This window comes from Comamonas sp. (assembly GCF_009360615.1).
Lineage (GTDB): Bacteria > Pseudomonadota > Gammaproteobacteria > Burkholderiales > Burkholderiaceae_C > Comamonas.
On record NZ_SPEY01000112.1, the window covers coordinates 1 to 17,592 of the forward strand.

The following is a 17,592-nucleotide window of genomic DNA, read 5'->3' on the forward strand; positions in this document are numbered from 1 at the left end:
GTCGTCATTCACAAGAACGTGCTGACGTTCCATAACTCCAGGGAAACAACGCCATGAACACACTGAAGATCGCCGTTCTGGGCACGGGCATGATGGGCCTGCCCATGGCCCGCCGCCTGGCGCAGGCCGGCCATGAGGTCCACGTCTGGAACCGCACCCGCGCCAAGGCCGAGCCACTCGCAGCCGATGGCGCACGCATCCACGACAGCGCCGCAGATGCCGTGCGCGGCACAGACTTTGTCGTCAGCCTGCTGGAGAACGGTGCCATCGTGGGCGAGGTGCTGTTTGATCGGGGGGTTGCCGAAGCCATGCCCGAGGGCTCGCTGTTCATCGACATGGCCTCCATCCAGCCGCGCGAGGCGCGTGAGCATGCCGGCAGGCTTGCCGCACTGGGCCTGCGGCATGTGGATGCCCCCGTCTCGGGCGGCACGCTGGGTGCCGAGGCCGGCACGCTGGCCATCATGGCCGGCGGCGATGCTGCGGATTTCGAACAAGCCCTGCCCGTCTTTGCGGCGCTGGGCCGTGCCACCCATGTGGGCCCGCATGGCGCAGGCCAGCTGGCGAAACTGGCCAACCAGATGATCGTGGGCATCACCATCGGTGCCGTGGCCGAAGCCCTGCTGCTGGCCGAACGCGGCGGCGCCGACCCGGCCAAGGTCCGCGAAGCCATCTCCGGCGGCTTCGCCGACAGCCGCATCCTGCAAGTGCATGGCGAACGCATGGTCCAGCACGACTTTGCACCACGCGGGCGCATGACGGTGCAGCTCAAGGACATGCGCAATGCCATCGCCACAGCCGAGGAAATCGGATTTGACGCGCCCATCACCGGCCTGCTGGAGCAGCTCTATGCCGAAGGCGTGAAAAACGGCCTGGGCGACCTGGACCAGGCGGGCCTGTTCGTCGAATTGCAACGCCGCAACGCACTGGATTAAAAAAACCTGCGGGTTTTCCTGCAAGCCCTCCAGAATTGACGCATAATTGCGGTCTCGCTTGCATCGCAGGCGTTTTGTGGGGCTCTTAGCTCAGCTGGTAGAGCAGCGGACTCTTAATCCGTTGGTCGAGTGTTCGAATCACTCAGGGCCCACCAAATTCCTTCGGTCTGATTCTTCAGATTGATCCTCCGGATTTACTCCGGCGGGCTCTTAGCTCAGTTGGTAGAGCAGCGGACTCTTAATCCGTTGGTCGAGTGTTCGAATCACTCAGGGCCCACCAAAAATTTCTTCAGTCTGATTCTTCAGGTTGATCCTCCGGTTTATCCGGCGGGCTCTTAGCTCAGTTGGTAGAGCAGCGGACTCTTAATCCGTTGGTCGAGTGTTCGAATCACTCAGGGCCCACCAAAATTCAAAAGCCAAAGTTCTCAGGAACTTTGGCTTTTTTCTTGGCCGCGCCCGAGCGCCGCCGAATCTGCAAAAGCATGGGTGCCGACATCAGAGCCGCGCCATATCAGGCATCATGCAGACATCTCCGGGCAGTATTTGCCCACCCAAGACTCACTATGCAAAACGACCTCTCCACGTTCTGGCGCGGACCGCGTTGGACTCTGGCCATGCTGCTTGCCATCCTCGGCATGCTGGGCCCGTTCTCGGTTGACACCTATATTCCCGCCTTCTCGGGCATTGCCAAGGCATTGGGCGCAACCCCCGTAGAAATGCAGCAGACCCTGTCGGCCTACCTGCTGGGTTTTGCCTTCATGAACCTGTTTCATGGGGCCCTGGCCGACAGCTTCGGACGTCGCCCCGTCATCCTCTGGGGATTGGTGATGTTCACCATCGCCTCGGCCGGCTGTGCGCTGTCGCAGAACATCACCCAGCTGGTGATTTTCCGCACGCTGCAGGGGCTGTCCACCGGCGCAGGCATCGTGGTCTCGCGCGCCATCGTGCGCGACATCTTTCCGCCAACCCAGGCCCAGGGCGTGATGGCGCAGATCACCATCTTCTTCGGCGTGGCACCGGCGCTGGCGCCCGTGATTGGCGGCTGGCTGTTCGTGCACCTGAGCTGGCAGGCCGTGTTCTGGTTCCTGACCATCGTGGGCGTGCTGCTCTGGCTCATCAACGTCAAGTTCCTGCCCGAATCGCTGCCGCCGCAAAAACGCCAGCCCTTCCAGTTCAGACCGCTGATGCAGGGCTATGGCATCTTGCTCACCGATCCTCGCTTTCTGCTGCTGGCCCTGGCCAGCGGCATTCCGTTCAACGGCATGTTTCTCTATCTGCTGTCGGCCCCGGCCTTTCTGGGCGATATCCTGCAGCTGGAGCCCACCCAGTTCTTCTGGTTCTTCATCGCCACCATCGGCGGCATCATGGCCGGCAGCTGGACCAGCGGCCGGCTGGCCGGGCGCATTCCGCCCAAGCGCCAGATCCGCCACGGCTTTCTGGTGATGTGCGTGACCTCCATCATCAACCTGGTGGCCAATCTGATCTGGCCCGCGCATGTGAGCTGGGCCCTGATTCCCATCAGCCTGTTCGCCTATGGCTGGGCGCTGATGGTACCCGTGGTGACGCTGCTGGTGCTGGACATCCATCCTGCGCGGCGCGGCCTGGCCTCTTCCCTTCAGGCCGTGGTCGGCTCGGTGGCCAACGGCTTTGTGGCCGGCGTGATTGCACCACTGGTCATGCACTCGGCCGCCCTGCTGGCCACGGGCTCGATCCTGATGATGCTGATCGGTCTGGTCGCCTGGATCTATCTGCACCACCGCTGGCCGGACATCGGCCGCCATGCCTCTGAGCATTAAAAAAGGAGCAGCTAGCGCATGTCATTCATAGATTGCAGATTGAGACGCACCTGAAAGCATTGAACGGCCTGCGTAAGCTGCTCACCTTTCAATGAGAGTTCCAGCCCGAACGGGCCACAAAAAAGCCGGCTTCGAGAGCCGGCTTTTTCATGTATCGGGCCGCAGCCCGAATCAGCGATCAACGCTCGTCGCGACGCGGTGCGCGAGGCTTGCGCTCGAAGCTGCGCTCGCCACCACGCTCACCATGGGGCTGGTAAGGCTTGCCGGCACCCTGACCAAAGGCAGGACGACGATCACCGCCGCCGAAGCCGCGCGATTCGCCTCCACGGAAGCCACCTTCGCGGGGAGCACCTGCATGAGCGCCTTCACGGCCACCGCCGAAGCTCTTGCGACCGAAATCGCCGCCTTCACGGCGCTGGCCACCACCGAAGCCGCCACGCGATTCGCCGCCGCCGAAGCCGCGCGATTCACCACCGCGGAAGCCGCCGCGCTGCTCGCCGCGATCGCCGCCGAAGCTGCGCTCCTGGCGTTGCTCGCCACCAAAGCCGGGACGACCGCCGCCGAAGCCGCGATCCGCACCACGCTCGCCACGATCACCGAAGCGATCACCGCGCGGCGCGCCAAAACCAGCACGATCGCCACCGAAACGGTCACCACCGAAGCCACCGCGATCATTGCCACGGCCAGCGCCGAAGCTGCCGAAGCCGGACTTGCGACCGTAGCCTTCGCCATCGCGACGAGCGCCGAAGCCACCACGACCACCGGCACCGCCGCCGCCACGGCGACCGTCACGCTCGCCGGAGGCGGGGAAGCGCTGCTGGGGTTCCATGCCGGGAATGGTCTCGGCCTTGAACTGCTGGCGGGTATAGCCTTCGATGTCGAACACGCGGCGACGGTCGCGGAATTCCGCGAACGTCACAGCCACGCCTTCGCGGCCGGCACGACCGGTACGGCCGATACGGTGGGTGTAGTCCTCGGCCTTCATGGGCAGGCCGTAGTTGAAGACGTGGGTGATGGTGGGCACGTCGATACCGCGCGCAGCCACATCGGTGGCCACCAGGATCTGCACCTGACCGTTGCGCAGCGCCATCAGGCGACGATTGCGCAGGCCCTGGCTCAGAGCACCGTGCAGGGCCACGGCAGAGAAGCCGTCCTGCTGCAGGTCGTTGGCCAGACCGTCGCATTCCACCTGGGTGGACGCAAACACGATGGCCTGGTTGATGCTGCTGTCACGCAGCCAGTGGTCGAGCAGCTTGCGCTTGTGCTGCATGTTGTCAGCCCAGAACAGCGCCTGCTTGATGTTGGCATGCTTTTCCTGGGGGGTGGCAATCGTGATCTTCTTCACGTTGGCACCGCCGTCGTGCATCACGCGCATGGCCAGCTGCTGAATGCGGGGAGCAAACGTGGCGCTGAACATCATGGTCTGCTTGCGCTCGGCCGTCAGCTGGTTGACTTCGGCCAGGTCGTCGGAGAAGCCCAGATCCAGCATGCGGTCGGCTTCGTCGACCACCAGGAACTGCACCTTGTCCAGCTTGATCTGCATGGAACGCTGCAGATCCAGCAGACGACCAGGAGTGGCCACCACCAGATCGGCGTTCTGCAGCTTGGCGATTTGCAGCTGGTAGGGGATGCCGCCCACCACGTTGGCGATGCGGATGCCGCGGCAGTGCTTGACCAGCTCGATGGCGTCATGCGCCACCTGCTGGGCCAGCTCACGCGTGGGGCACAGCACCAGGGCGCCGGGCACGGCGGCCTTGAAGTTGCGAGCGTTCGTGGGATCCTTGCGCTTGTTGCGCTTGGGAGCGGGCTCGCCCTTGGCGGCCGCTTCGGCACACAGGCGCTCGAACTCGGCCTTGGCGGCCGCATCGGCCACGGCACGCTGTTTGATCAGGGTGTGCAGAACGGGCAGCAGGAAGGCGGCGGTCTTGCCAGAGCCGGTCTGGCTGGACACCATCAGGTCGATGAAGCCGTCGGCATCGGCACCTTCGCCCATGGCCTGGGGAATGGCTTGCAGCTGCACGGCGGTAGGCTGGGTATAGCCCAGGTCGGACACCGCCTGGATCAGCTCGGGGGCCAGACCCAGTTCCACGAAGCCATTGGGTTCGTCGGCAGCAGGTGTTTCTTCGACAGCTGCGTCTTCCGCATCCATGTCGGCCAGCATGGCGTCCAGACGGGAATCGATTTCAGGCGAAGACAAAGCAATATCAGCAGCGGCCACTTGGCCCTGCTCCAGGGAGTTTTCTGTCATGAATAGCTCACGCAAAAAGCGACGCAGTCAGCGTGCTGCCCGCTTCTTTGACGGTTGGTTATCAACATCCACCGTCAGACTTTGACTGGCCCGTTCGCAAAACGGGGCAGATGGGTGTTAGGGCTTGTCGTGTCGGCGCTTGGCAGGCCGTTGCACGCAAGTAAGAACCCGGTGTGTGATGGAGATGCGCAAAAATTACCCATTGATCGGGTAAGCAGCGCATTGTCGCATGCACCGGGTTTTCCCGCAAGTGGCAGGGATATACAGACCTGCCACCGCGCCATCAGACGCTGAGCAGGTGCCGGCGGTAATGCTGCAGCTCGTCAATCGACTCGTGCACGTCGGCCAGGGCCGTGTGGCGCTGTGCTTTCTTGAAGGAGGTATAGGCCTCGGGCTTCCAGCGCTTGGCCAGCTCCTTGAGCGTGCTCACATCGATATTGCGATAGTGAAAGAAATTGTTGAGCCTGGGCATGTAGCGCTCCATGAAGCGCCTGTCCTGACCGATGCTGTTGCCGCACAGCGGCGTCTTGCCCTTGGGCACGTATTTGCCCAGAAACGCAATCAGCGCGGCCTCCGCCTCGGCTTCGCTGATGGTCGAAGCCTTGACCTTGTCGATCAAACCGCTTTTGCCATGCGTGCCCTTGTTCCAGGCATCCATGCTGCCCAGCAGTTCGTCGGACTGGTGAATGGCGAATACCGGGCCTTCGACGCGAATCTGCAGATCGGAGCTGCTGACCACCACGGCAATTTCGATGATGCGATCACGATCGGGGTTCAGCCCCGTCATTTCACAGTCCAGCCACACCATGTTGAGGTCGGATTTGGGCAGAACCGGCGGGGTAGCGGCCACGGGTGCGCCGCTGACGGAATTCGGACAGGAAGCTTCAGACATGGCGCAAATTGTCGCCTACACTGCCAATACATGGCTTCCCAACTAGATTTCACATTGGCATTTTCGCTGCTGTTTGCGACGGCCGTGGCCTTGCAATGGCTGCTGCGTGCGTGGCTGGTTTCGCGCCAGGTGCGCCATGTGGCAACCCACCGTGCTGCCGTGCCGCCAGTCTTTGCGCATCGCATCAGTCTGTCCGCCCACCAGAAGGCGGCCGATTACACGCTGGCCAAGGCCAAGGTGTCGCTGATCGACATCACGCTGTCGGCCGCCGTGCTGCTGTGCTGGACGCTGCTGGGCGGACTGGACGGGCTCAACCGCTGGCTGCTTGAACTCATCGGCCCCGGTCTGTGGCAGCAACTGGCGCTGATGGCCGGCTTCGCCCTGATCTCGACGCTGATCGAGCTGCCCCTGTCGCTCTATCAGACCTTCAGGCTGGAGCAGCGCTTCGGCTTCAATCAGATGACACTTGGCCTGTGGCTGGGCGACCTGCTCAAGTCGACGCTGGTGGCTGCCATCATCGGCCTGCCGCTGGCGGCCCTGATTCTCTGGCTCATGGGCTCGACCGGCCCGCTGTGGTGGCTCTGGGCCTGGGGCGCCTGGACGGCTTTCAATCTGCTGCTGATGTGGATCTTCCCCAGCTTTATTGCACCGCTGTTCAACAAGTTCGAGCCGCTGGCCGATGAAAGCCTCAAAAGCCGTGTGACCCGGCTGATGGAGCGCTGCGGCTTTGCGGCCAAAGGACTGTTCGTGATGGACGGAAGCCGCCGCTCGGCGCATGCCAACGCCTATTTCACGGGCTTCGGCAATTCAAAGCGCGTGGTCTTCTTCGACACCCTGCTCAGGCAGCTCGGCCCCGGCGAAGTCGAAGCCGTGCTGGCTCACGAGCTGGGCCACTTCAGGCACAGGCACATCAGCAAGCGCATGGCCCTGATGTTCGGCGTCTCGCTGCTGGGCTTTGCGCTGCTGGGCTGGCTCAGCCAGCAGCTCTGGTTCTACACGGGACTCGGCGTCTCGGTGCTGCTGGGCCCAGGCACCGGCGTGGCTGCCGAAAACAATGCGCTGGCCCTGCTGCTGTTCGTGATGGCGGTGCCGGTGTTCAGCTTCTTCGTCACCCCGCTGATGTCCGCCCTGTCCCGACGCGACGAGTTCGAGGCCGATGCCTATGCCATGCAGCAGGCCGATGGCTCACAGCTGGCTTCGGCGCTGCTCAAGCTTTACGAGGACAATGCCTCCACGCTCACACCAGACCCATGGTATGTGAGCTTTTACTATTCACACCCCCCTGCCGTGGATCGTCTGGCGCGCATGCCGGCTCCTGCTGGCAGCCTGTAATACCACCACGGTTTCAGACATGAGCACACCCACACTGCAACAGAAAGACTGGTCCCAGCTCAAGCGCAACGCACTGAGCATCGAGCAAGTGCAAGAGGCGCTGACAGCCCTCGAAGGCTGGGAACTGCTGGCCGGCCCAGCGGCCATCGGCAAGACCTTCCGTTTCGTGAATTTCTACGAAACCATGGCCTTTGTGAACGCGCTGGCCCTGATTGCCCACCAGCAGGACCACCACCCCGACCTGGAAGTCGGCTACAACCGCTGCAAGGTCAGCCTCAACACCCATGATGCGGGCGGCATCTCCGAGACCGACATCGACTGCGCACGCCGCATCGAAGCACTGCTCAATCCGGCCTGACCCCTATGGCAAAACAAGGACGGCGCCCAGGCGCCCAGGCAGCAGGCAGCACCCAGACAGGTCTGGTGGTCGCAAGTTATGGTCGCCACTGCGTGGTCGAAACCCCGGACGGCGAGCGCCGCATCTGCCATCCGCGCGGCAAGAAAAGCCAGGCCGTGGTGGGCGACCATGTGCAATGGCTCGCTCCCCCTGCCGGCCAGGGCGATGAAGGCACGATCGAGAAAATCGTGGAGCGCCGCAACGTCTTCTACCGCCAGGATGACATTCGCACCAAGACCTTTGCGGCCAACCTGGACCAGCTCCTGATTCTGATAGCCGCCGAGCCGGTATTCAGCGAAGTGCAGCTCGCCCGCGCCCTGATCGCTGCCGAGGCCGCGCACATCAAACCCATCATTGCCCTCAACAAGATGGATCTGGAAGAGCCCTTCCTGCGCGCATGGGAGCGGCTGGAGCCTTACCGGACCATGCGCGACGCAGCGGACGCTGCGCCGCACTACATGGTGCTGCCGCTGTCGCTGGAAGATGCAGACGACGAGGATCGTGAGGCCATCATCGGCCTGCTGCAAGGCAAGACAACCCTGGTTCTGGGCCCTTCGGGCGTCGGCAAAAGCACCTTGATCAACCTGCTGCTGCCCGATGCACGGGTCGCCACCAACGAGATTTCACAAGCGCTGAACACCGGCAAGCACACCACCACCAGCACTACCCTGTACTGGGTGGATGAGGCCCGAACCACGGCCATCATCGATTCGCCCGGATTTCAGGAGTTCGGCCTGTATCACATCGCCCCCACGCAACTGGCCGCCTGCATGCCCGACATCGGCGCACTGGCCGATCAGTGCAAGTTCTACAACTGCACGCATCTGCATGAGCCCGGCTGCGCCGTCATGGCCCAGGTCGAAGCACAGGACAGCCCCCACGCCATCCATGCCAACCGCTACCGGATCTATGGTGAACTCTTCGAGGAGCTGAGCCAGGAACCACGTTACTGAGAGTGTGCATGCGCTCACGAATGGCCATGCCAGTGTTTGCCAGACCACCATTCCAAGCCCGATGAGCCTTGGCGCTTCTGCGCGGCCTCATGGTTTGACTGGTGGCCACCATCCGTTGTCCATGTCATGAAACCCAGAGTTTTCCATCCCTGCCTGCATGCCGCACTCGCCGTCGCGCTGTCTGCAGGCATGAATCTGACCTGGGCCCTGGACACGGAATCCGCCCCCAGCTGGGAGGACGAGCCCCCCACGCTGTCTCGCTGGATCGAAGAAGGCTACAAGGCCGAACTGCGCCAGCAGCCATGGCGTGCAGCGCAGCGCTATTGCGCGGCGGCACGCTATGGCAGCCTCGAAGCGCAATACCGCCTGGGCAGGCTGCTGTTGCAGGGGCGGGGCTTGATGCCCGACCCCGCCACCGGCACGACGCTGCTGGCTCTGGCCGCCCAGCGCGGCCATGAGAAAGCCCGATTGCTTCTGGCTGGCAAGCTCCCTGGCGACCGGCTGCCCGAATGCCTGACCCAGGGCGATGCGCCCGCACAGGAGTTTCTGGAGGCCAGCCAGGAGGCCGTCCCCCACGAGGTGGTGGCCAGCTATGTGAGCAGTCTGCCCAGGGAGAAGCGGCGCATGGCCGAACTCGTGCAGCGCCTCGCACCGCGTTTCTCGATTGATCCGCGGCTGGCACTGGCCATCGTGCGCTCGGAGTCGAATTTCGAGGCGCAGGCGCTGTCGCCGCGCAACGCCCAGGGCCTGATGCAGCTCATTCCCGAGACGGCCGAGCGCTTTGGCGTGCGCGATGCCTGGAATCCCGAGCAGAACGTGCGCGGCGGCCTGGCCTATCTGCGCTGGCTGCTGGAGCGCTTCGAGGGCGACGTGGCACTGGTATCGGCCGCCTACAACGCGGGCGAGAAAACCGTGCAGCAATATGGCGGAGTGCCTCCTTATGCGGAGACGCGTGAATATGTGCGGCGCATATTGAGCTTTTATCGCGCCAGGCGCCACGAGCGTCCTGCCCACTAATCCGGGTCCAGGGAGATAGTTGGCCTCCCGACGGCAGGCTTTTCACCGCCGAAGTCCAGGCCCGAAGACTCAGCCAAGCAGGCGTGCAAAGGTCAGCAAGGCCAGCAGCAGCAACCAGACCACCACCGAGCGCCAGACCAGCCCCACCACGCTGCGCAGATGGGCCATTTCCGGCTCCCGTCCCGGCGTGACATCGCTGCCCTCCGGCCACTGCGCGTCATCGCCCTCTTCGCCATAAGCCGCATCGCGGCGGCGCAAGGCCTCGCCCCCCAGACGTACATTGATGGCACCTGCGGTCGCCGCCAGAATCACGCCGTCGTTGTCATTGGGAAAGCGCTGGGCATAGACACGCCAGTTGTCGATGGCTTCCTCGAAGCTGCCCACCATGGCAAAGGAAAGCGCCGTCAGCCGTGCCGGCAGCCAGTCGATCACATACCAGGCCTTGGCGGCAGCCCAGTGCAAGCGCTCGCTGGTCGGCGCCCGCAACCCCTCTGCCCCCTTGCGTGACCAGGCCCGGGACAAATACTCGGCCATGCGGTAGAGGATGGCACCCAGTGGCCCCAGCCCCAGGGCCGAGAGGATCGAAAACCAGAAAAGGACGCCGAACACATGGCGATGCGCGGCCAGCACAGAGTACTCGATGACATGCCGCACCACTTCGCTGCGCGGCACCTCGCTGGCATCGACCTGCTGCCAGTCGGCCAGGGCCTGGCGGGCGGCAAATTCATCGCCCGCATCCAGCGCATCGCGAATCCGCGTGAAGTGGTGGCTGAACTGGCGAAAGCCCAGCGTGACATAGAGCACGGCGACATTCCACAGCATGGCGGCGGGCCAGCCGATGAACTCCATCAACACCCAGAATATGCCCAGCACGATGACACTGGGCAGCAGCACGGCCATGGCCCAGGCCAGCCAGCCGTGATGGGGTCTGCCGGCATCGAAGTTGCTGCGCACAGTCACGGTCCAGGCGCGATAACCGGCCTGCACCAGGTTGGACCGGGCCAGCGGGCGCGCCTGCTCCAGCAGCAGCGCGATCAGGATGGCAAAAAAGCTCATTGCTTCATCATAGCGGCGCAGTTTGCCAGCTTGTTACAACTGCCCTTTCAAGCAGCCAAAAAACGGTAAAGATTGCGCAACATGCCCGCGGTCGCACCCCAGATGTAGCGCTGCCGCGCTCCGTCCTGGTAGGGCATGGCAAACCATTCGCGATCCACGCCCTGCCAGTGCATGGCATGGCGCTCATGGTGTGCGGGATTGAGCAGGTAGGACAGCGGAACCTCGAACAGATCTGCCACCTCCCCGGGATTGGGGAAGTAGCTGGCCTGCGGATGGACCAGAGCCACCACAGGGGTGATGTGAAACGCCGTACCCGTCACATAGATGGGCAGACGCCCGAGCACCTCGACATTCCCGGGAGCCAGCCCGACTTCCTCATGGGCCTCCCGCAGTGCCGTGGCCTCGGCCGAGACGTCCTGGGGATCGCGCTTGCCGCCGGGAAAGGCCACCTGGCCCGAATGGGTGGACAGCCTGGCGGAACGCACGGTCAGCAATACCGTGGGCTGCTCGCGCATGACGATGGGCACGAGCACGGCCGCATCGGAGGGCGGCCTGGCCGTGATGCGCTTTTCCTTCATGGCCTCCGGCAGCCATTGTGGCGGCTGGGCAAAGCGCGTGCGCAGCGCCTGCGGCGTCTGCGCATCCAGCGGCACGGCCGGCAGCTGGCTATCGATGCCCAGCAGGCGCGCCTGGCGCGGATCGACAATACCCGACACGGGGAGCGAAGAATGATCAGATGCAGGCATGTAGGTGTTCAGCCAAAACCCAGAGCAAGAATCACTAAGCTGGAGGCAGCATAAAAAAAGCCGCCACAGCGAACTGTAGCGGCTTTTACGGAATCGCTTCCGATACGCGTATTACTCGGCTGCAGCAGCAGTCTTGTTAACGCGCTGGGGCAGCTTTTCCTTGATACGAGCAGACTTGCCGCTGCGCTCACGCAGGTAGTACAGCTTGGCACGGCGCACATCACCACGACGCTTGACTTCGATCTTGGCGATCAGGGGAGAGTAGGTCTGGAACGTACGTTCCACGCCTTCACCGCTGGAGATCTTGCGCACTGTGAAGCCGCTGTTCAGGCCGCGGTTACGCTTGGCAATCACCACGCCTTCGTAAGCCTGCACGCGCTTACGGCTACCTTCCACCACGTTCACGCTCACGATGACGGTGTCACCGGGGGCGAATTCGGGGATGGTCTTGTTCAGGCGAGCGATTTCTTCTTGCTCGAGGGTCTGGATCAGATTCATGATTTAGTCCACCTTGATCTTGTCCGCGCCAGAATTGGCAAGCTCCGGGATTGGTGCTATTGCTGCATTACGAGAACGGCCAAAAGCCGCTCCGCCTTATCCTTGCAGCGGCCGGATAGAGGATCAAAGAACCTCTGATTATAGCTTGGACGCCGTTTTTGCCAAAAACCCTTCATCCTTGGCATTGAGCAGCCCCTGTTGGCGGGCCTGCTCTATCAGCTCGGGTCTGTGCTCGGCCGTGATGCGCAGGCGCTGATCGCGGCGCCAGCGCTCGATATTGGCATGATGGCCCGAGAGCAGTTCCGCCGGCACGTCCTGACCATTCCAGACTTCCGGTCGCGTGTAATGGGGGCAGTCGAGCAAGCCGTCCAGCGCCGGATTGAAGCTGTCCTGCTGGAAGCTGCCTTCATCGTTGAGCACGCCGGGCTGAAGCCTCGCCAGCGCGTCCAGCATCACCATGGCCGCCAGCTCGCCACCGGAAAGCACAAAGTCGCCGAGGCTGATCTGATGGCTGACATGGGCATCGATGAAGCGCTGGTCGATCCCCTCATAGCGTCCGCAGAGCAGCACCGCGCCACGGCTGGCTGCCCAGTCGGCCACCACCGCATGCCTGAGGGTGACGCCGATGGGAGAGAACAGCACCACGGGAGCCGGCTCGGCCTGCTCCCGCGCATCGGCCGCGATACGAGCCGCACGAATCGCCTCAAGGCAATGCTGCAGCGGCTCTGCCATCATCACCATGCCGGGACCACCGCCAAATGGACGGTCATCCACGCGACGGTAATTGCCCTCGGCCCAATCACGCGGATTCCACAGATGCACCGCTACCTGGCCCGAGCTGTAGGCACGGCGTGTCACCCCGCTTTCGAGAAACGGAACAAACAGTTCAGGGAACAGTGTAATGATGTCAAAACGCATGATCTAAAAGCACTTGCAGCTACCGAGACAATAGCATCGGCGCATTCCAATTCAGTAGTCGGGCTGCCAGTCGGCCACGATTTTCCTGCCAGCCAGATCCACCGAGTCCACATAGGCATCGACAAAGGGAATCAGGCGCTCCTGCTCCTTGCCGTCCTGCTCATAACCCAGCACCAGCACCGTCTGCGGGCCGGTGGCCATCAGGTCCTTGACCGTACCCAGGGACACGCCTTCGCGGTTCACCACCGCCAGGCCCATCAGATCCACCCAGTAGAACTCTCCGTCATCGGTCTTGGGAAAATGCTCGCGCGCCACAAAGATGCGGGCACCGCGCAGCGCCTCGGCGGCATTGCGGTCGGCGACCTCCTGCGAGGTGGCCACAATGGTGTCCGCATGGAAGCGGGCCTGCTTGACGGGGAGAACCACGGTCCCCGCGAAATGCTTGGCTCCCTTTTCCGCCGGCTGCAGAAACCAGTCCTTGGCGGCGAACAGGGCCTCGGGGCTGCTGCTGAAGGCATGGACCTTGAACCAGCCCTTGATTCCCCAGGCATCGGCAATGCGGCCGACTTCAATGGCATCGGCAGGCAGATTCGTGGTTTGGAGAGGAGGCATGTGGCTCATGGGGTCGGCGGGAAAATTGCAGAAATTCAATAAAAAACGGGTTCCGTCAGGCAAGCCAACGGAACCCGCTTTGGTAAAGGTGCCTAGAGAGCAACCGCCTGAATCAGGCAGCAACCTTCTTTGCAGCTTCCTTGATCAGGCGTTCAGCCGTATCGGAAGTTTGAGCACCAACGCTCTTCCAGTAGTTCACGCGGTCCAGAGCCAGACGCAGACCTTCTTCGGCGCCACGAGCGCTAGGGTTGTAGAAACCCAGACGTTCGATGAAAGCACCATCGCGACGCACGCGCTTGTCGGCGGCAACGATGTTGTAGAAAGGACGAGCCTTAGAGCCGCCGCGGGAGAGACGAATAACAACCATGATGTTTCCTTCGGGTGGTTACAGCCAGTGCCATCAAAAATTTGACCAGCTGCGCAGGTTTTCTTACAGCGTTTGAGACACGCGACATGACCACCCGGCCAGCGACACGCCGTAAAACCGGAAATTATATCGAGTTCTGCCAAAGCTGCCTATAGCTGCGACAAATGGTCGCAATCCTCACGCAGGCCTGTCGACAGATGAACCGCACTTGCCCTGAGTCCACCAAGCCGGACGAGGGGGAATAATGGGCCGGTTGCCCCGTTTTCTGCCAGCCCACCAGACATGTCCCCATCCACCGCCACCTCCACCTCGCCTGCTCGCCCCAAGAACAAGACGGTTGCCGCCTGGCTGGCCTTGATCGGAGGTCCGCTGGGACTGCATCGCTTCTACCTGCACGGACTCGGGGACTGGCGGGCCTGGCTGCTGCCCATTCCCACGGCACTGGGCCTCTACGGCATCGAACGCGTGCAGCAACTGGGGCAGGACGACAGGCTGAGCTGGCTGCTGATCCCCCTGCTCGGCTTCACGATCGCAGGCTGCGCACTGCGCGCCATTCTTTACGGCCTGATGGAGCAGACAAACTGGAACCGGCTCTTCAATCCCTCGCTACAGGGCGACGCACCTGCGGGACGCACCCGATGGGCCACGATCTTTGCCGTCAGCCTGTCCCTGATGCTGGGGGCCACCGTGCTGATGGCCAGTATTGCCTACAGCTTCCAGCACTATTTCGAATATCAGGTCGAGGAAGCGCGCAAGATTTCGCAATAGGCACGGCGCTTCGGACCTGGCAGCTCATCCACTGCGAAGACATGTCGGCCTCGCCGTTTTTGTAAGCAAAAGTCTAATTTTTCGCCTCCCGTCACCAAAGTCCCGCATCCAGACTCCACAGAACCCACAATGCCGACCTGAGGAACATCCTGCAACGACCGCAGCACGGCGGTTATCGCGATGCGTCGGCTTTGCTGCGCCAGCCTGAAGAGGTCTCATGTCTGCACCCAACGAAAAGCCAGCCAGATCCGAAGTGCACGGGCAAAATGCCTTTCCTGCCGCCACCAGTCTGGTGGGCGTGTATGGAGAACAGCTCTTTCGCATTCTCGAGCAGACCAGCAGCGGCTATGTGCTGCTGGATGCCCAGAACCGGGCGCAGCGCTGGAATGATGGCTATCTGCAGCTGTTTCCCTGGCTGGCAGCCGCTCTCAAGGTCGGCACGCCTTTGCAGACCGCTCTGCAAACGGCCACCGCAACAGCCCCGACCAGCTCGGCCCTGGCGCTGAGCCATATCGCCGAAAGCCATCAGGCCCTGATTGCGCGCCGGCAAGCCCATGCCCAGTTTCAGCTGCCCAATGGGCGCAAGCTCAACCTGTCGGCGCACGCCCTGTCGGCCAATTACACCGTGCTCGCCTGCAAGGAACTGCTGCCTCATGGCAACGACGAGGAAAGCCTGTCCTTCCTGGATGTGCTGACCAAGCTGCCCAATCGGCGCCTGCTGCTAGACCGGCTGTCCCAGGCCATGATCCAGTCCGAGCGCACGGGCTGGCGCGGGGCCTTGCTGACCATCGACATGGAGCCGGTGGCGGGCTCACCCGCCAGCACGGGAGACAGTCTGGTCGGCCTGGCGCAGAACATCGCACAGCGCCTGCTCGGCTGCGTACGCTCCTGCGATACCGTCGCCAGGCTCGATGCCGCGCACTTCGTCATCATGGTCTCGGACCTTTCCCCGGATATCGAAATGAGCACGGTGCTGGTGGAACGCCTCGCAGAGCGTCTGCAGGACAGCCTGAACGGCAGCTACCGGCTCGGCAGTCAAAGCGCGATGCTGGAGGCCAATATCGGTGCCACCCTGTTCGGCCCGCACTCCCGCTCCGCCACCGAGTTGCTGCAGCAGGCAGAGACCGCCATGTACCGCCTGCGCGACGAGGAAGCACGCGGTCTTCACTTCTTCAGCCCCGAGCGGCGCATCCTGGTCAATGATCGCCACCGCCTGGAACAGGATGTGAGGGAAGCCCTGCGCTTGGGCCAGTTCGAGCTGCATTACCAGGCCCAATACTGCGCCAACGGCGAAGTCAACGGGCTGGAAGCCCTGCTGCGATGGCGCCATCCCAGGCGAGGACTGGTACCACCCAGCATCTTCCTGCCCGTGGCAGAGGAAACCGACCTCATCGCTCCACTGGGCCGCTGGAGCATCGAGGCCGCTTGCGAACAATTGGCCCTATGGAAGACCGACCCGCAACTTAACAAGCTGCCCATCTGCGTCAACATCAGTGCCAAGCAGCTCAGGCAGGCCGATCTGCCCGAACAGGTGCAAGACATCATCAGCCGGACAGGGATCGAGCCCGCATTGCTGCTGCTGGAGCTTTCCACGAAAGCCCTGGGCCCCATGCATGCGGATATCCTCTCCACACTCACCCGCCTTCGCTCGCTGGGAGTACGGCTGTCACTCGATGACTTCGGTGACAGCTCCAGCCTTCAGGATGCGCTGCAGCAGCTTCCCCTGAACCAGCTCAAGCTCTCGCATTCCCTGGTACAGCGCCTGGGACCCAACAATGCCGCCGAGGCCGCCGTGCGGGCAGCCATCGCGCTGGCCGCACGCCTTCAGATGACGGTCATCGGCGCAGGAGTGGAAACTCTGGAGCAGCGGGCCCTGCTGGCACAGCATGGCTGCGAGCATTTCATGGGCTATCTGCTCAGCCCTCCAGCACCCGTCGGACAGCTGAGATCGCAGCTGCAGCGGCAAGCCATATCCCGTCTGCAGGAAACCGCGGCCTGAACCCATGTTTCCGCCATGAAAAAAGGCTTCGCAATGCGAAGCCTTCTGGGTATTACGCTCTTGAGTGACCGCGGCCGAGCACCATCACTCAAGGAGTTCACAAGCTCAATACAGTTGCAGGCTGACCCAGTAGGCAATGGATGCCACAAAGGCACTGGCAGGAATCGTCAGAATCCATGCCCAGACGATATTGCCTGCCACGCCCCAGCGCACGGCACTCGCCCGCTGCGTGGAACCCACGCCCACGATGGCACCTGTGATGGTGTGCGTGGTGGAGACAGGAACCCCCAGGAAGGTGGCGAAGAACAGTGTCAGTGCGCCACCGGATTCGGCGCAGAAGCCGCCGACGGGCTTGAGCTTGGTGATCTTCTGCCCCATGGTCTTGACGATGCGCCAGCCGCCAAACATCGTGCCCAGGCCGATGGCCAGATAGCAGCTCACGATGGTCCACAAGGGCGGCTCTGCATCACCCGCATTGGCATAACCCGTGGCGATCAGCAGCAGCCAGATGATACCGATGGTCTTTTGCGCATCGTTGCCGCCGTGTCCCAGGCTGTAGGCACCGGCAGACACCAGCTGCAGACGACGGAACCACTTGTCCACGCGGTTGGGACTGGCCCGGCGGAAAATCCAGGCCACCAGCACCATCATCAGCGATCCCAGCAGGAAGCCCAGCACAGGAGAGACGAAGATGAAGGCCACGGTCTTCCAGATGCCGCTGGCAATCAGCGCACTCGCACCGGCCTTGGCGATCACCGCTCCCACGATGCCGCCAATCAGGGCATGCGACGAGCTGCTGGGGATACCGTAGATCCAGGTGATGATGTTCCAGGTAATGGCTCCCACCAGCGCACCGAAGACCACATGCGTGTCAACGATGCCCGGCTGAACAATGCCCTTGCCCACGGTTGCCGCCACACTGAGGTGAAAGACGAAAACCGCGACAACGTTGAAGAACGCGGCGAATGCCACGGCCTGAGTAGGTTTGAGAACCCCCGTGGAAACCACGGTGGCAATCGAATTGGCAGCGTCGTGAAAGCCGTTCATGAAATCGAACAGCA

At 62.6% G+C, this 17,592-nt stretch carries 17 protein-coding genes and 3 tRNA genes; 11 read left to right on the forward strand and 9 right to left on the reverse strand.

What is annotated here, in order from left to right; genetic code table 11:
* Nucleotides 1-53: 53 nt before the first annotated feature.
* From E2583_RS23215 to E2583_RS23235, 5 genes are all read left to right on the forward strand, one after another.
* Nucleotides 54-932: an NAD(P)-dependent oxidoreductase gene (locus tag E2583_RS23215; RefSeq protein WP_291599103.1), complete on the forward strand. Its 879-nt coding sequence runs from the start codon at nt 54-56 to the stop codon at nt 930-932.
* 79 nt (nt 933-1,011) lie between these two features.
* Nucleotides 1,012-1,087: transfer RNA gene (locus E2583_RS23220), tRNA-Lys, on the forward strand.
* Nucleotides 1,088-1,136: 49 nt separating this feature from the next.
* Nucleotides 1,137-1,212 (forward strand) — tRNA-Lys (locus E2583_RS23225).
* 49 nt (nt 1,213-1,261) lie between these two features.
* A tRNA-Lys gene (locus E2583_RS23230) sits at nt 1,262-1,337 on the forward strand.
* A 158-nt stretch (nt 1,338-1,495) separates the two neighbouring features.
* Complete coding sequence (locus E2583_RS23235) at nt 1,496-2,728, forward strand: multidrug effflux MFS transporter (protein ID WP_291599104.1); 1,233 nt, start codon at nt 1,496-1,498, stop codon at nt 2,726-2,728.
* Between the two features lie 178 nt (nt 2,729-2,906).
* Here E2583_RS23235 and E2583_RS23240 read toward each other — a convergent pair whose 3' ends face one another.
* Nucleotides 2,907-4,976 (reverse strand): DEAD/DEAH box helicase, encoded by a 2,070-nt coding sequence (locus E2583_RS23240; RefSeq protein ID WP_291599106.1) that lies wholly within the window; start codon nt 4,974-4,976, stop codon nt 2,907-2,909.
* Nucleotides 4,977-5,259: 283 nt separating this feature from the next.
* Nucleotides 5,260-5,784, reverse strand: coding sequence for an oligoribonuclease (orn, locus tag E2583_RS23245; RefSeq protein WP_291599131.1), 525 nt, complete (start codon nt 5,782-5,784; stop codon nt 5,260-5,262).
* A 114-nt stretch (nt 5,785-5,898) separates the two neighbouring features.
* On the opposite strand from orn, the gene E2583_RS23250 reads away from it, so the two are divergent.
* From E2583_RS23250 to E2583_RS23265, 4 genes are all read left to right on the forward strand, one after another.
* Entirely contained in the window at nt 5,899-7,200 is a 1,302-nt protein-coding gene (locus E2583_RS23250) for a M48 family metallopeptidase (protein WP_291599108.1), read from the forward strand.
* A gap of 19 nt (nt 7,201-7,219) precedes the next feature.
* The gene (locus E2583_RS23255; protein ID WP_291599109.1) at nt 7,220-7,558 is read left to right on the forward strand and encodes a 4a-hydroxytetrahydrobiopterin dehydratase; all 339 of its coding nucleotides are present in this window, start codon (nt 7,220-7,222) and stop codon (nt 7,556-7,558) included.
* 5 nt (nt 7,559-7,563) lie between these two features.
* Nucleotides 7,564-8,550, forward strand: coding sequence for a ribosome small subunit-dependent GTPase A (rsgA, locus tag E2583_RS23260; protein WP_291599111.1), 987 nt, complete (start codon nt 7,564-7,566; stop codon nt 8,548-8,550).
* A gap of 126 nt (nt 8,551-8,676) precedes the next feature.
* The gene (locus tag E2583_RS23265; RefSeq protein WP_291599113.1) at nt 8,677-9,567 is read left to right on the forward strand and encodes a transglycosylase SLT domain-containing protein; all 891 of its coding nucleotides are present in this window, start codon (nt 8,677-8,679) and stop codon (nt 9,565-9,567) included.
* Between the two features lie 69 nt (nt 9,568-9,636).
* Here the strand turns inward: E2583_RS23265 and E2583_RS23270 are convergent, their stop codons facing one another.
* The 6 genes from E2583_RS23270 to rpsP form a co-directional block, all read right to left on the reverse strand.
* A complete protein-coding gene (locus tag E2583_RS23270; RefSeq protein ID WP_291599115.1) occupies nt 9,637-10,623 on the reverse strand; it encodes a CobD/CbiB family protein in 987 nt (328 codons plus the stop codon).
* A gap of 47 nt (nt 10,624-10,670) precedes the next feature.
* Nucleotides 10,671-11,369 (reverse strand): CoA pyrophosphatase, encoded by a 699-nt coding sequence (locus tag E2583_RS23275; RefSeq protein WP_291599117.1) that lies wholly within the window; start codon nt 11,367-11,369, stop codon nt 10,671-10,673.
* A 111-nt stretch (nt 11,370-11,480) separates the two neighbouring features.
* Nucleotides 11,481-11,867, reverse strand: a complete 387-nt coding sequence (rplS, locus tag E2583_RS23280; RefSeq protein ID WP_003058206.1) for a 50S ribosomal protein L19 — start codon at nt 11,865-11,867, stop codon at nt 11,481-11,483.
* Nucleotides 11,868-12,005: 138 nt separating this feature from the next.
* Nucleotides 12,006-12,785, reverse strand: coding sequence for a tRNA (guanosine(37)-N1)-methyltransferase TrmD (gene trmD, locus E2583_RS23285; protein WP_291599120.1), 780 nt, complete (start codon nt 12,783-12,785; stop codon nt 12,006-12,008).
* 51 nt (nt 12,786-12,836) lie between these two features.
* The gene (gene rimM / locus E2583_RS23290) at nt 12,837-13,406 is read right to left on the reverse strand and encodes a ribosome maturation factor RimM (protein ID WP_291599122.1); all 570 of its coding nucleotides are present in this window, start codon (nt 13,404-13,406) and stop codon (nt 12,837-12,839) included.
* 103 nt (nt 13,407-13,509) lie between these two features.
* Nucleotides 13,510-13,764 (reverse strand): 30S ribosomal protein S16, encoded by a 255-nt coding sequence (rpsP, locus tag E2583_RS23295; protein ID WP_003058210.1) that lies wholly within the window; start codon nt 13,762-13,764, stop codon nt 13,510-13,512.
* 282 nt (nt 13,765-14,046) lie between these two features.
* On the opposite strand from rpsP, the gene E2583_RS23300 reads away from it, so the two are divergent.
* Both E2583_RS23300 and E2583_RS23305 read left to right on the forward strand, forming a co-directional pair.
* Nucleotides 14,047-14,532, forward strand: a complete 486-nt coding sequence (locus E2583_RS23300; RefSeq protein WP_291599125.1) for a TM2 domain-containing protein — start codon at nt 14,047-14,049, stop codon at nt 14,530-14,532.
* 217 nt (nt 14,533-14,749) lie between these two features.
* Nucleotides 14,750-16,531: a GGDEF and EAL domain-containing protein gene (locus tag E2583_RS23305; RefSeq protein ID WP_291599126.1), complete on the forward strand. Its 1,782-nt coding sequence runs from the start codon at nt 14,750-14,752 to the stop codon at nt 16,529-16,531.
* A gap of 105 nt (nt 16,532-16,636) precedes the next feature.
* On the opposite strand, the gene E2583_RS23310 is transcribed toward E2583_RS23305, so the two are convergent.
* Nucleotides 16,637-17,590 (reverse strand): inorganic phosphate transporter, encoded by a 954-nt coding sequence (locus E2583_RS23310; RefSeq protein ID WP_291599128.1) that lies wholly within the window; start codon nt 17,588-17,590, stop codon nt 16,637-16,639.
* Nucleotides 17,591-17,592: the final 2 nt, after the last annotated feature.

What these genes read in the sequence shown, in the direction of transcription:
- E2583_RS23215 (WP_291599103.1), top strand. Translation starts at nt 54, where the DNA reads ATGAACACACTGAAGATCGCCGTTCTGGGCACGGGCATGATGGGCCTG.
- E2583_RS23235 (WP_291599104.1), top strand. Translation starts at nt 1,496, where the DNA reads ATGCAAAACGACCTCTCCACGTTCTGGCGCGGACCGCGTTGGACTCTG.
- E2583_RS23240 (WP_291599106.1), bottom strand. Translation starts at nt 4,976, where the DNA reads ATGACAGAAAACTCCCTGGAGCAGGGCCAAGTGGCCGCTGCTGATATT.
- orn (WP_291599131.1), bottom strand. Translation starts at nt 5,784, where the DNA reads ATGGTGTGGCTGGACTGTGAAATGACGGGGCTGAACCCCGATCGTGAT.
- E2583_RS23250 (WP_291599108.1), top strand. Translation starts at nt 5,899, where the DNA reads ATGGCTTCCCAACTAGATTTCACATTGGCATTTTCGCTGCTGTTTGCG.
- E2583_RS23255 (WP_291599109.1), top strand. Translation starts at nt 7,220, where the DNA reads ATGAGCACACCCACACTGCAACAGAAAGACTGGTCCCAGCTCAAGCGC.
- rsgA (WP_291599111.1), top strand. Translation starts at nt 7,564, where the DNA reads ATGGCAAAACAAGGACGGCGCCCAGGCGCCCAGGCAGCAGGCAGCACC.
- E2583_RS23265 (WP_291599113.1), top strand. Translation starts at nt 8,677, where the DNA reads ATGAAACCCAGAGTTTTCCATCCCTGCCTGCATGCCGCACTCGCCGTC.
- E2583_RS23270 (WP_291599115.1), bottom strand. Translation starts at nt 10,623, where the DNA reads ATGAGCTTTTTTGCCATCCTGATCGCGCTGCTGCTGGAGCAGGCGCGC.
- E2583_RS23275 (WP_291599117.1), bottom strand. Translation starts at nt 11,369, where the DNA reads ATGCCTGCATCTGATCATTCTTCGCTCCCCGTGTCGGGTATTGTCGAT.
- rplS (WP_003058206.1), bottom strand. Translation starts at nt 11,867, where the DNA reads ATGAATCTGATCCAGACCCTCGAGCAAGAAGAAATCGCTCGCCTGAAC.
- trmD (WP_291599120.1), bottom strand. Translation starts at nt 12,785, where the DNA reads ATGCGTTTTGACATCATTACACTGTTCCCTGAACTGTTTGTTCCGTTT.
- rimM (WP_291599122.1), bottom strand. Translation starts at nt 13,406, where the DNA reads ATGAGCCACATGCCTCCTCTCCAAACCACGAATCTGCCTGCCGATGCC.
- rpsP (WP_003058210.1), bottom strand. Translation starts at nt 13,764, where the DNA reads ATGGTTGTTATTCGTCTCTCCCGCGGCGGCTCTAAGGCTCGTCCTTTC.
- E2583_RS23300 (WP_291599125.1), top strand. Translation starts at nt 14,047, where the DNA reads ATGTCCCCATCCACCGCCACCTCCACCTCGCCTGCTCGCCCCAAGAAC.
- E2583_RS23305 (WP_291599126.1), top strand. Translation starts at nt 14,750, where the DNA reads ATGTCTGCACCCAACGAAAAGCCAGCCAGATCCGAAGTGCACGGGCAA.